Annotated in this window: 13 protein-coding genes (1 of these 13 only partly in view); 4 read left to right on the forward strand and 9 right to left on the reverse strand. The window is 69.9% G+C overall.

Features of this window, described 5'->3' with window-relative positions:
- Positions 1–398, reverse strand: the 5' portion of a protein-coding gene (gene def / locus OWM54_RS20335; RefSeq protein ID WP_223751025.1) for a peptide deformylase. 112 nt of this gene lie to the left of the window's left edge; 398 of the gene's 510 nt are visible here — the first part of the coding sequence; the start codon lies at positions 396–398; the stop codon falls past the left edge of the window.
- A 164-nt stretch (positions 399–562) separates the two neighbouring features.
- On the opposite strand from def, the gene OWM54_RS20340 reads away from it, so the two are divergent.
- On the forward strand, positions 563–1,045 hold the full coding sequence (locus OWM54_RS20340; protein WP_141331158.1) for a nuclear transport factor 2 family protein: 483 nt from the start codon (positions 563–565) through the stop codon (positions 1,043–1,045).
- 53 nt (positions 1,046–1,098) lie between these two features.
- Here the strand turns inward: OWM54_RS20340 and OWM54_RS20345 are convergent, their stop codons facing one another.
- The 5 genes from OWM54_RS20345 to OWM54_RS20365 all read right to left on the reverse strand — a co-directional run bounded on the left by OWM54_RS20345 (position 1,099) and on the right by OWM54_RS20365 (position 4,592).
- On the reverse strand, positions 1,099–1,527 hold the full coding sequence (locus tag OWM54_RS20345; RefSeq protein ID WP_223784141.1) for a hypothetical protein: 429 nt from the start codon (positions 1,525–1,527) through the stop codon (positions 1,099–1,101).
- Complete coding sequence (locus tag OWM54_RS20350; protein ID WP_223751023.1) at positions 1,524–1,994, reverse strand: MarR family winged helix-turn-helix transcriptional regulator; 471 nt, start codon at positions 1,992–1,994, stop codon at positions 1,524–1,526. Before OWM54_RS20350 ends, OWM54_RS20345 begins: the two co-directional genes overlap by 4 nt.
- A gap of 183 nt (positions 1,995–2,177) precedes the next feature.
- Positions 2,178–2,753, reverse strand: a complete 576-nt coding sequence (locus OWM54_RS20355; RefSeq protein ID WP_267698549.1) for a hypothetical protein — start codon at positions 2,751–2,753, stop codon at positions 2,178–2,180.
- A 68-nt stretch (positions 2,754–2,821) separates the two neighbouring features.
- Complete coding sequence (locus tag OWM54_RS20360) at positions 2,822–3,439, reverse strand: DUF2378 family protein (protein WP_370640428.1); 618 nt, start codon at positions 3,437–3,439, stop codon at positions 2,822–2,824.
- A 40-nt stretch (positions 3,440–3,479) separates the two neighbouring features.
- Positions 3,480–4,592: a 3-oxoacyl-ACP synthase III family protein gene (locus OWM54_RS20365; protein WP_223751021.1), complete on the reverse strand. Its 1,113-nt coding sequence runs from the start codon at positions 4,590–4,592 to the stop codon at positions 3,480–3,482.
- A 507-nt stretch (positions 4,593–5,099) separates the two neighbouring features.
- On the opposite strand from OWM54_RS20365, the gene OWM54_RS20370 reads away from it, so the two are divergent.
- Positions 5,100–6,797, forward strand: a complete 1,698-nt coding sequence (locus OWM54_RS20370; RefSeq protein ID WP_267698550.1) for an MASE1 domain-containing protein — start codon at positions 5,100–5,102, stop codon at positions 6,795–6,797.
- Between the two features lie 92 nt (positions 6,798–6,889).
- On the opposite strand, the gene OWM54_RS20375 is transcribed toward OWM54_RS20370, so the two are convergent.
- The 3 genes from OWM54_RS20375 to OWM54_RS20385 all read right to left on the reverse strand — a co-directional run bounded on the left by OWM54_RS20375 (position 6,890) and on the right by OWM54_RS20385 (position 9,136).
- Positions 6,890–7,414 carry a hypothetical protein gene (locus OWM54_RS20375; protein WP_223751019.1) on the reverse strand — a complete coding sequence of 175 codons (525 nt, stop codon included), beginning with the start codon at positions 7,412–7,414 and terminating at the stop codon, positions 6,890–6,892.
- A gap of 800 nt (positions 7,415–8,214) precedes the next feature.
- Positions 8,215–8,802 (reverse strand): vegetative protein, encoded by a 588-nt coding sequence (locus OWM54_RS20380; protein WP_074958614.1) that lies wholly within the window; start codon positions 8,800–8,802, stop codon positions 8,215–8,217.
- 169 nt (positions 8,803–8,971) lie between these two features.
- Complete coding sequence (locus OWM54_RS20385; RefSeq protein ID WP_254042161.1) at positions 8,972–9,136, reverse strand: hypothetical protein; 165 nt, start codon at positions 9,134–9,136, stop codon at positions 8,972–8,974.
- Positions 9,137–9,309: 173 nt separating this feature from the next.
- Between OWM54_RS20385 and OWM54_RS20390 the strand changes: the two genes are divergently transcribed.
- Positions 9,310–10,158 (forward strand): AAA family ATPase, encoded by an 849-nt coding sequence (locus tag OWM54_RS20390; protein WP_141331140.1) that lies wholly within the window; start codon positions 9,310–9,312, stop codon positions 10,156–10,158.
- Positions 10,159–10,171: 13 nt separating this feature from the next.
- Positions 10,172–11,380 carry a vWA domain-containing protein gene (locus OWM54_RS20395; protein WP_223751017.1) on the forward strand — a complete coding sequence of 403 codons (1,209 nt, stop codon included), beginning with the start codon at positions 10,172–10,174 and terminating at the stop codon, positions 11,378–11,380.
- Positions 11,381–11,427: the final 47 nt, after the last annotated feature.

Consider the following 11,427-nt stretch of genomic DNA (forward strand, 5'->3'; position numbering starts at 1 on the left):
TCGATTTCGTGCTGGAGGATGTGGGCGATGCGGCCCTCCGCCTCCAGCTCGTGCCACTCCCCCGTCCGGTCCTGGTAGCGAACCTTGACCTTGTGGAAGCGCGGGCACTTCTCCCACTCCCGGGGAACCGAGAGGCACCCCTCCTCCAGCTTCACGGGCTCCTTCTTCTCCAGCACCTGGGGATTGACGATTTCGAAGGACGTCCCGTCCTCCCGCCCCACCAGCGCCACCCGAAGAGGCTCGCCCACCTGGTTGGCGGCGATGCCGATGCCCTCGGCTTCCTTCATGGACTCGGCCATCTGCTCCAGGAGCGTCTGGAGGGCGGGGCCGAAGTCCGTCACGGGCTTCGTGGGAGTGGTCAGGACCTTGTTGGGCCAGATAACGATTTCGCGAGCCATGGGCGCAATCTGCCATGTGCGCCCCACCTTCGCCGCGCCATTCCGCATGTCCCTGGAATGATGGACCCTGGCCAGACCCCAGCGCCCCATCCGTCGGGGCCCCCGCCCCGTCGGAGGCCCGCCTCCCAGCGCGGAGGTCCCCAGGTCTGCTAGACCTCGGCGCCATGCACCCGCACGCTCAGCTCCTCAACGACTTCTACTCGGCGTTCCAGCGCCGCGACGCCCAGGCCATGAACGCCTGCTACCACCCGGATGTGGAGTTCACCGATGAGGTCTTCGTCGGACTGCGCCACGCGGGCACCACCTCCATGTGGAGCATGCTCTGCGAGCGGGGCAAGGACCTGGAGCTCACCTTCCGCGACATCCAGGCCGATGACCGCTCCGGCCGCGCCCACTGGGATGCGAACTACACCTTCTCCACCACCGGCCGGAAGGTCCTCAACCGCATCGACGCGGAGTTCGAGTTCCGCGACGGCAAGATTGTCCGCCACCGTGACCGCTTCGACTTCTGGGCCTGGTCACGACAGGCGCTCGGCCCCGCGGGACTGGTGCTCGGCTGGACGCCCCTCCTGCGAAACCAGGTCCGCGCCCAGGCCCGGAAGACGCTCGACAAGTACATGCGCGAGCGGGGCACCGCCGCTCCCTGAGCAGCCCACCTCACCGGCCCCGCTCCGGCGCGCCGCTCGACCCAGGGCGCGCCTCACACCGCCGGTGGCCTCAGGGGCGTGACGTCGGGCGCCACCCACGCCGTCCTCGCCTCGGCGGAGTCGAGCGTCTGCTTCCGGTAGTGCCTCGCCAGGAGCGTCGCGTCCAGCAGGTGCGGATTCTCCTCCAGCAGCTGCTCGAGCGACCGGGCCTCGGGGGTGAGCTCCATCGCCACCTGGACCAGCTCCATCCACGCCCGGGTGAGCGTCTCATGGTACTTGCCCGTGGCTCCAAGCGCGGCCGCATAGCGCTGGATGAGCGCTCGCACCCGTTGGAGTCCACGGTCGAACCCCTGCTCCTCGCGCAGGCAGCTCCAGGCCAACCTCAGGTGCTCGCGGTGCCCGAACCGCTCGCCCGGATACGTGGCCGAGGCCACCGCCGCCACAAAGGCCGCGTCCTCCAGCTGATTCCAATCCTCGCTCATGTCGACCGGGTCCTCGTCCGCATTCGCCTCGGGCTCTCGGACGGGTGCTCCTCCCGGTCGACCTCGGCGATGGCCTCGAGCCCCGCTCGCAAGCTCTCCACGTCCTCTTCTCCCAGCTGCCCCAGCACCACCGCCTCCAGGGCCTCCAGGCGCCGGTGCACCCGCGTCGCCAATGTCCGCCCCGGCCCCGTCAGGGAGACCTGGAACGAGCGCCGGTCCTCCGGCCGCGCCTCCCGCTTCACCAGCCGCTTCGCCTCCAACCGGTCCATGTAGCTGGTCAGCGTGGAGCGCTTGTGGCCGAAGGCCGCGTGCAGCTCGCTCAACGACGTGTCCCCCGCCTCCAACAGGTACGCCAGCAGGTGGGCCTCCCCCTGCGAGAGCCCCAGCGGCGGCGCCGCCCCCTCCAGGAACAGGCCGATGCGATGCGTGGCCCGGTGCACCTCGAGAACGAATCTGAGCCGCTTCATGATACTCGCGCAACAATCATTCCGGTTTCGGAATTTCCGAAATCGGAACGAATGTGCCTCCCGGTCCATGCCGGGGCCCGCAGAGGGTACACGGGGCACTCGAGCCGGGACGGCGCTCCCGGGCTCGGGGAGCCCTCACCGCGGCGGCGACTCACCGAGGGAGGCTCCTCCGTGCTCCAGGACTCAGGGCGTGGGGGCCTTGGCTCCCGCCTCCTTGGGCGGTGAGCCCCGGTAGGCGAGGAGCGTGTAGTACGAGCCCGTCGCATACCCCGGCAGCTTCTTCGGGTTGAACGAGCTGGTGCTCGACACCGTGCCGCCCACGTAGCCCGCGGGCATCTCCACCAGCTTCAGCGCACACCCGGCGAGCACCAGGCCCGCGACGGGGACGTCGTTCGACACCACGTTGCAGGTGCCCGTGGCCGCGAAGGTCCCCTCCGGGAGGACGAAGCGCATGTGGGCCGGCACCTGGTTGCCCGGCGCCAGCGGCGTGCCCGGCGTGATTCGCAGACAGGCCGTGGCCATGCCCACGCTCTTCTGCCCCAGGTCCACCCACTTGCCATCCTGCTCGCGAGCGCGCGGCACGTAGATGCCCGCCCCCAGCTTCACCGTCGCCTCGAACGGCGCCGCCGCGCAGGCCGCCGCATCCGCGGGCTTCGTCGCGTCCTCCTGCGTGCGGAACTGGAAGACCTCCGACTCCGCCCGCGCCTCGAACGCACCCGCGAACATCAACGCCACCACTGCGTCGTGCCACCGCGCCATCGGCACCTCCGTCGAGAGTCCACCCTCCTAACGTCGCCCGGCCCTCCCGTCCGGACGCGCCAGGACGGCTACTGCCAGGACAGCGTGTACTCAGCGTCGAGCGGCCCCGTCTTCTTGCCGCTCACCCGCACCTGCTTGCCACCGACGGCCTCGATGACCGCCTGGAGCACGCCCTCGTGATAGGCCGGCGTCATGAAGTCGCGCTTCATGGAGAAGACACCACTGGTGTCTCCCGTCCACGTCACGCCACGCTCACCGTAGCTCACCGCCGCCTTGTAGCCCGAGTGCAGGTTGCCCAACATGCGCTTCGGGCTGTTCGACGCCAGCAGGAGCAACGTCTTGCCCGCCGCGGAGGACAGGAAGTCCGTCGTCGCCTGCACACCCATCCGCCGCAGCGCCGCGTCGAAGCCACCCAGCTTGGGCCCCATCACCTGCGCCGCCGTGAAGGCCAGCCTCAGGTACGCCTCCACCGGGTAGTTGAAGAAATCGACGTACTTCTTTTCTCCCGCAGCGGCGAGGCAACGCTGCACCGCGGCCTCGCCATCGAGCACCCTGACCGCGCCAAGTACGCCATTGAAAAACAGTCCTCGCGCGGTGTCGTCGCGCGTCGCCAACGAGACGCGCTCCTCCAGCTCTCGTGCGAGTTGGGGTTCGAGCACGTCCAACTTCAAAGCCATGTCTGCCATCAAACGGTGTCTCCATGGGGGGGAAGGAGGCACCCGAAGTCTACAGCCGAATGAGCTGCGCGCCGTAGTGGATGTTCGCGCCAACGGCCGCCACCAAAACGATGTCCCCTCCTCCGAGGCGAACCCGCCCGCACGCCAGGTCCTCGGCCAACAGGATGAGCATCCCCGCGGCCGACGTATTGCCATACAAGTCGACATTGCAGGCCACCGCCTCCGCGGGTAGCCCCGCGCGCGCCACGAACGCGTCCATCACCCGCTTGTTCGGTTGATGAAAGTAGTACCGCTTCACCTCACCCTTCAGGTCGGGTCGGGGACTCAACACCGCGTCCAGGCACTTCTGCATGTACTCCGGATAGCTGCGCGCCACGCGGAAGCCATCCACCACGAAGGCCATGTCCGCCGGACGCGAGCGCCCCGGCTGGTAGGGCAGCTTCAGCGTCCCGCCGCCCTTGCGGATGACCAGGTCCCCATGCGCGTTGCCGGAGAACGAGGCGAGGATGCCCGCACCTCCCGGCGCGTCCTCCTTCGTCTGGAGCACCACCGCGCCCGCCCCGTCCCCGAACACGTACATGGACAGATAGCCCTGCAGCGTCTTCGCCCGCCCGGGGCCCGGTGGCAGCTCGTCCTGGTACACTTCCCGGTTCACCAGCGGCGAGGTGAAGGCCGACGCCACCACCGCCACCGTGCGGAAGCGGCCCCCGTCCATCATCTTCTTCACCAGGTCCAACACGTACGTCGTGCCGCCGCAGCCATCGTCCACCAGCAGCGCGAACGCGTCCTCGCGCAGCCCCAGCCGCTGGTGCACCGCCATGGCGTCGTGGTTGAAGTGCGGCGCGTCCGGCGTGCACGTCACCACGAACAACGCGTCGAGCTGCTTCGCGTCCACGCCCGAGCTCTCGAGCGCCTTGCGCAGCGCCACCTCGCACATGTCCGTGTTCGTCGCGGGGTAGAAGTGGCCGTCGTCCTCCGGCGGAGGCACCGCGCGCCCCGTCGCCTCGTCGAAGTCCCACAAGAACCGCCGCTCACGGATGCCCAGCTTCTCCTCGATGCGCTCCGCCGGCCACCCGGGGATGGCCTTCGCGATGCGCGCGTTGCTCACCCGCCGCGAAGGAACAAATGCTCCGGCACCGACGACACAGACATTGGGTGTCATTCCATGGCCTCGTTTTTTCACAGCCACGCCGGATGGGAGGGATTCCCTGGCCCACTGCATCGAGCAGGATTCACGCCAGATACGAAGCCCTTGAAATGACGGCCTCTCAACCCGGAAGCCGCTTCACTCTTGAAGAGCTTCATGGAGCCACGCGCGCTCAACCCACCGGATTTACAAGGAGGACCGTGATGCTTCAGAAATGAAGCGTCTTGCTGCGGAATTGAAGCAGCGCCGGCGATACATTGACTTCAGGTGCGGCGCCACTCCACTCGACGCGGCATCCCGGAGATCAGCAACGCCAGGGTTGCGAGTGATTGCGCACTCCGAGTGCCGAGACATCTTGGACCCATGGCACTGGACACGCCAGGGCCTCCTGGGGTTCCCGGCGGAGGCCCGGGGATTTCCCGGATACTTCCCGGGGCGCGTGGGAGCATGCCAGTGTGCGCCTCCGAAAGGCGTCGCGGGACCGCGCACTCCCAGAGCGGAGGCCCGGTCGACGAATGGGTCGTGCCCTCGCTCGAGTCCCTCCCCCGCCGCTGGCAGCCCGTCCTCCGGCTGGTGCTCTTCACGGCCGCGTATGCGCTGGGGGCACGGCTGGGCGCGGTGCTGGCGTTTCCTCCCGAGCACGTCTCCGCCATGTGGCCCCCCAGCGGCGTGGCGCTCGCGGGGCTGCTGCTCACCCGGCACCGCGAGTGGCCCGCGCTCGTGCTGGCCGCCATCCTGGTCGAGCCCTTCGCCGTGGGCGCCTCGCACAGCCCTGTCACCTCCACCGGCTTCGTCATCGCCGCGGGCAACCTGCTGGAGGCCATGGTGGGGGCGCTGCTGCTGCGCCGGGTGGTCCGCTTCCACCCGTCGATGGACCGCGTGCGCGACGTGCTGGGGCTGGTGGGGCTGGGCGCCCTGGGCGCCACCCTGCTCAGCGCGAGCCTGGGCATGAGCATGCTGCTGTCCGCGCAGCGCCTGGCCCCCGCGGACTTCTGGCCCGCGTGGCGCGTGTTCTGGGTGGGCAACGCCATGGGCGTGCTGCTCGTCGCGCCCCTGCTGCTCACCTGGACCGCGCGAGGGACCAGCGGCTGGAACCGGCAGCGACGACTGGAGCTGGTGGCGCTCCTGCTGCTGCTCGGCGTGGCCACCCACTGGGTGTTCCGCATGCCGCCGTCAGCCGCGCCTCCGGCCACCTTCCATCCAGTGACGTACCTGACGTTCCCCTTCCTGCTGTGGGCCGCGCTGCGCTTCGAGGCCCGGGGCATCACCATGGCCGCCGCGGTGATGTCCTCGGTGTCCCTGCTGCACACCGCCCTGGGCAACGGCCCGTTCGCCCAGTTCGCGTGGCACAACGACAGCCTCACCTTCCTCCAGTCCTTCCTCGCCGTGGCCAGCGTGTCCGGACTGCTGCTCGCCAGCGCCCTCAGCGAGCGGCGCCGCGCCCAGGAGGAGGTCAGCCACCTCAACCAGGAGCTGCGTCAGTCGCTGCAGACGCTCGCCGCCACCCAGGCCACCCTGGTGCAACGCGAGCGCATGGCCGCGCTCGGCGAGCTGAGCGCCACCGTGGCCCACGAGGTCCGCAATCCGCTGGGCGCCATCTCCAACGCGCTCGCCGCCATCCGACGCCTGACGCCCCAGATGGCCACCGGCCCCACGGGCTCCCTGATGGACATCATGGACGAGGAGGTCGAACGGCTGGCCCTGCTCGTCAATGACCTGCTCGACTTCACCCGCCCCGTCGAGCCCCGGCTGCGCAGCCAGTCACTCGGCCCCGTGGTGGAGGGCGCGCTCGTGGCGTCGCTGCGCTCGGGGGCCTCGGGCATCAACGTGTCGCGAGATCTGGACGAGTCCCTGCCGCCCATCGCGCTCGACGCGCACCTGCTCCACGTGGCGCTCACCAACCTGTTCACCAACGCCGTGCAGGCCATGCCCGCTGGTGGCAGCCTGGTCACCCGCATCGAGACGGATGTGCGCTCGGGCACGCCGCACGCCCGGCTCACCATCTCCGACACCGGTCATGGGATGACGGACGAGCTGCAACAGCGCATCTTCGAGCCGTTCTTCACCACGCGCGCCAGCGGCACCGGGCTGGGGCTCGCCATCGTCCGACGCATCGTCGACGGACACCACGGCGAGGTCATCGTCCACAGCACCGTCGGACAGGGCACCACCTTCACCGTGTGGTTGCCCTATGCCGGGGAGGCTCGCGCCGTGGCTTGAGGGTGCGGCGCTCGGGGCGGTCGACCTCACGCCTCCTGGGTTGCTTCACACGGGCACCGCGCTCGACGGTGCCCGCGAGGACCGCTCGACGCTCAGAACGGGATGTTGTCGTCGTCGTTGGGCGGCGGGACGTCGTCCTGGTAGCCACCACCACCGCGGCCACCGTAGCTGTCGCCACCACCGCGACCGCCACCATAGCCGCCGCCCTCGTTGCCACCGCCGCCGCCCTGCTGACGCGCCATCTCCGCCTCGATGGCGGAGAGCAGCTGGCGCTCCTTGTCGTGCCAGCGCGACTTGCTCGGGTCGTTCAGCGAACGACGCGCGCCATTCGCGTAGAACTCCAGGTCCTGCATGCTCGCGCCCGCGACGGGCGCGCCCTTGCTGCGGCCGTAGTTCGGGAACACCATTCCGTCCCCGCCACCGCCGCCACCACCCGCGCTCGGCGCAGACCGACGGGGCGCCGCGGAGGCCGCGTCCGGCGTCGAGCCGATGGACAACTCTCCCATCCGCAGCGTGAAGCCTTCCTCGCTCCTGAACGCCGTGCCCACGCGCACCTGCTCCACGCGACCATCGGGGCGCCGCACCGCCACCGTGACTGGATAGCCTTGCTCACTCATGGCGCCCGAATCCCATCCCTCCCCCCAACCTGTCAACGGCGGCGAAATCGCCCTGTCCGCCAGCCACATGCCCGCCTGGTGAACGCCCTCCCACCTCCGCGTCCCAGGCACCTGCTCGCCGGCTGAACACCCCTCCGCGCGCACCTCGGACGCCATGCTCGCCCCCGGGACCGCAGCCGTTCCGGAGGACCTCGGTCCCACGTCGCCACCGTCCCCGCGGCCGTCGCGAGCGCGCCCCTGCTCAGGTTTCGTGGAGACAGGCTCGGGGCGGTGCCCACGTGGAGGGGAGTCCCCCCGGAGTCAGCGCCTCCGCGGGCTTCGAGAACCTCGACACATCGTGCGCCCGGAAGCAGCCGTGCTCGCGCCGACCTGGGGCCACTGGGGCGAGGGCGACGCGCGCCTTTCACCCTGCTCTCGAGGCTCGGGCTTCTCACCCTGGCGTCCCGGGCCGTGACGATGTCGGGGCGCGCCACGCTCGTCCCGTCGCGGCGCGTGCGAGCATTCCGCGCACGGGATTCAGGGCACCCGGGCTCGGCCTTCTGCCCCGGCCTCCTTGGCCGTGACGAGGTCGGGGCGGTCCACGCTCGTCCCGCCGCGGCGCGTGTGCGCATTCCGCGCTCGGGATATGGGGCGCCCGGCTCGGGCTCATCGCCCTCGCTGCCGCTGGCACGCTCGGGACACACGGCTCGCATGGCGGCTCATCCGAAGAGCCGCTCGATGCCGTGAAACAAGGCTCCCCTCTCGAGGAGCCCGGTCACCGGGAACTTGTGTGGGAGCCGCGAGACGTCCGCGGCGGGACTTCAGACCAGCGACGCCTGCGCGCCCCTGCCGCCCTTCTTGCGACCGCGCTTGCCCTTCGCCGGCTGGGCCTCGCGCAGCGCCTTGCTCGCCGCACGGCCGCGCGGCAGCTTCACGTCCTGCACCGACTGCGGCTTCGCGTCATCCACCCACGCGGTGGGCCGACGGTCCGTGCGCATCAGGAGCCGCAGCTTCTGGTAGTGCGCCGAGCAGTAGCCCTTGGAACGGCTGGGACGCTTGCACCCGATGATGGCGCACGAGCGGGAACCCTCCGCCACCCGGGCCCGCGTCGCCGCGCCCTTCGTCGCCACCAGCGGCAGCTCCACCTGCGCCGCCGGCTTGCGACCCGGCTTGCGGCCCCGCTTCGCCGCGGGCGCCGGCAACACCGACGACTGCCGCGCCGCCACCGGCCGCACACCCGCGACCGCACCCAGACGGCTCGTCAGCGGCGCCAGCCGGAAGGTCACCGAGCGCAGCATGTCCAGGGCCTCGAGGCCCTCTTCCAACCGGCTCACCGCCTGCTGCAAGGGCACGAGCTGAGTCTGCAACTCGCGCCGGAACATCTCTCCAAGCTCATTCGCAATGGACATGTGACGGGAGGATATACGCCGTCCTGGGTTCCCGGCGGGAAATCCGCTGCACGGCACGCGCCAAGCGTCGCCTCCGAGCGGATTTCCGCCTCCGGCCCCTCCAGGAGGTCCTGCTCCGAGCGAAACCCTCCGACTCCAGGGCCTGGTGAAACGTCTCCCTGAAACAGTTTCAACCCTGGGCGCAGGTCAACGGCTCGGGCCGCGGCGTCACCGGGTCCACCTTGCGCACCGACGTCGGGAGCTCGAACAGCGAGGCCCCCGCCCTGGGGCAGCCCCCCGCCAACGACGCGAGCGCCCACACCAACAACACCGTCAGCACCACCGGGTGACCCACGACACGTGCCTCCTCAGGCTCGGATACCCACCCAGAACGCGGCGGACCGTATTCCTTGGCCTCCTGGGGATACGAACGAGCCTAGCCCAAGGGTCTGACCCGCCCTGGAGGGAGGGGGAGCGAGCGGCCCGGGTCCCCCGCGCGGCCACTCCGGATGTTAAAGGAGGCCCAACATGACCTTGGCCCCTCCTCCCGTCCGCTTCCGAGGCACTGACTCCTACCTCACCCACGAGGGCCTCCAGGCCGCCGTCAATTGTGCCCTCACGCTCCAGCGCCCCCTGTTGGTGAAGGGCGAGCCGGGCACCGGCAAGACGCTCCTGGCGGAGGCCATCGCCGAGGCCCTGGGACTGAAGCTGCTCACCTGGCACGTCAAGAGCACCACGCGCGCCCAGGACGGCCTGTACATCTACGACACCGTGCAGCGCCTGTATGACTCGCGCTTCGGCGACGGGGACGTGAAGGACATCCGGCGATACATCCGCATGGGCCCCCTGGGCGAGGCCTTCGCGTCCCCCGAGCGCGTGGTGCTGCTCATCGACGAGGTGGACAAGGCGGACCTGGAGTTCCCCAATGACTTGCTCCACGAGCTGGACCGGATGCGCTTCCGCGTCACTGAAACCAACGACGAGGTGGCCGCGAAGCACCGCCCCATCGTGGTGATTACGTCCAACAACGAGAAGGAGCTGCCCGACGCGTTCCTGCGCCGGTGCGTGTTCCACTTCATCGACTTCCCGGACGCGGACCTCATGCGCCGCATCGTCGACGTGCACCACCCGGGGCTCGACGCGGCGCTCGCGGAGCAGGCCCTCAAGGTGTTCTACGAGCTGCGAGCCCTCTCCCGTCTGCGCAAGCGCCCCTCCACCAGCGAGCTCATCGACTGGATTACCGTGCTCAAGGCGCAGGGCGTGACGGACCTGAAGCTGGACGAGCAGCTTCCATTCCTCGGGGCGCTCCTGAAGAAGGAGCAGGACCTGGTCTCCGTGGCGGAGGCCTTCGGGCGCGGCCGGCGCACGCGCGCCTGAGCCAGGAGACGGCATGTTCCTGCCATTCTTCTACGAGCTGCGGCGACGAGGCGTGAAGGTGGGCGCGCAGGAGGCGCTCGCCCTGGCCGGCGCGCTGAAGGCGGGGCTGCACGACAGCAGCCTCGACGGCTTCTACCACGTGGGCCGCGCGCTCCTCGTCCACTCGGAGACGCAGCTGGATGCGTTCGACCAGGCGTTCCTCGCGCACTTCCAGGGCGTGGAGACCGCGGGCCTGGAGCTGACGCAGGAGCTGATGCAGTGGCTGGAGGACGCGCGCGAGCGACCCCAGCTCACGCCCGAGGAGCAGGCGCTGCTGGAGGCGCTGGACCCGGAGGAGATCCGCCGCCTGTTCGAGGAGCGCTTGCGCGAACAGAAGGAGCGCCACGACGGCGGCAACCGGTGGATCGGCACCGGCGGGACTTCACCGTTCGGGAACAATGGCTTCTCGCGCGGCGGCATGCGCGTGGGTGGCAAGGCCGGTGGCAAGCAGGGCATGGCGCTGATGCAGGCGGGGGCGCGCAAGTACGCGGGCTACCGCGATGACCTGGTGCTCGACACGCGGCAGCTGGCCGTGGCGCTGCGCAAGCTGCGCGCGTTCGCCCGCGAGGGCGCAGCCGAGGAGCTGGACGTGGACGAGAGCATCTCCGCCACCGCGCGCAACGCGGGCGAGCTGGAGGTGGTGACGCGTCCTCCGCGCAGGCCCAACACGCGCGTGGTGCTGGCGATGGACGTGGGCGGCTCCATGGACCCGTACGCGGCCACCATGAGCCGGCTGTTCTCCGTGGCGAGCCAGGCGACGCACTTCAAGGAACTGCGAACGTATTACTTCCATAACTGCGTCTACGGAAAGCTCTACGCCACGCCGCAGCTCACCGGCGGCATGACGGTGCCGGAGCTGGTGGCGCAGGTGGGAAGACATCACAAGCTCATCATGGTGGGTGATGCCTCCATGGCCCCGTACGAGCTGGGCATCCGCACCGACGCGGAGGGGCGCTACAAGGCGGACGGGCTGGAGGGGCTGACGTGGCTGATGCAGCTGGCCCAGCACTTCGAGCGCAATGTCTGGCTCAACCCCGAGCCCATGGGCGCGTGGCGCACGGGCTCCATCGCCACCATCGCCCGCGTGTTCCCCATGTTCTCCCTCACCGTGGAGGGCCTGGGTGAGGCCGTGGCCCACCTGACGCGGGGACGCACGGTGAAGGGCGCGATGGCGCGGCGCTGAAGTCCTCGGAGCCCCCAGCAAGGGCCAGAAAATCCAGGGGCTCGTGG

It is taken from the genome of Myxococcus sp. MISCRS1 (genome assembly GCF_026626605.1).
In the GTDB taxonomy this organism is placed as follows: Bacteria; Myxococcota; Myxococcia; order Myxococcales; family Myxococcaceae; genus Myxococcus; species Myxococcus fulvus.

Excerpts from the sequence above, each read along its gene's own strand:
- OWM54_RS20340 (WP_141331158.1), top strand. The coding sequence starts at position 563 with ATGCACCCGCACGCTCAGCTCCTCAACGACTTCTACTCGGCGTTCCAG.
- OWM54_RS20345 (WP_223784141.1), bottom strand. The coding sequence starts at position 1,527 with ATGAGCGAGGATTGGAATCAGCTGGAGGACGCGGCCTTTGTGGCGGCG.
- OWM54_RS20350 (WP_223751023.1), bottom strand. The coding sequence starts at position 1,994 with ATGAAGCGGCTCAGATTCGTTCTCGAGGTGCACCGGGCCACGCATCGC.
- OWM54_RS20355 (WP_267698549.1), bottom strand. The coding sequence starts at position 2,753 with ATGGCGCGGTGGCACGACGCAGTGGTGGCGTTGATGTTCGCGGGTGCG.
- OWM54_RS20360 (WP_370640428.1), bottom strand. The coding sequence starts at position 3,439 with ATGGCAGACATGGCTTTGAAGTTGGACGTGCTCGAACCCCAACTCGCA.
- OWM54_RS20365 (WP_223751021.1), bottom strand. The coding sequence starts at position 4,592 with ATGACACCCAATGTCTGTGTCGTCGGTGCCGGAGCATTTGTTCCTTCG.
- OWM54_RS20375 (WP_223751019.1), bottom strand. The coding sequence starts at position 7,414 with ATGAGTGAGCAAGGCTATCCAGTCACGGTGGCGGTGCGGCGCCCCGAT.
- OWM54_RS20380 (WP_074958614.1), bottom strand. The coding sequence starts at position 8,802 with ATGTCCATTGCGAATGAGCTTGGAGAGATGTTCCGGCGCGAGTTGCAG.
- OWM54_RS20390 (WP_141331140.1), top strand. The coding sequence starts at position 9,310 with ATGACCTTGGCCCCTCCTCCCGTCCGCTTCCGAGGCACTGACTCCTAC.
- OWM54_RS20395 (WP_223751017.1), top strand. The coding sequence starts at position 10,172 with ATGTTCCTGCCATTCTTCTACGAGCTGCGGCGACGAGGCGTGAAGGTG.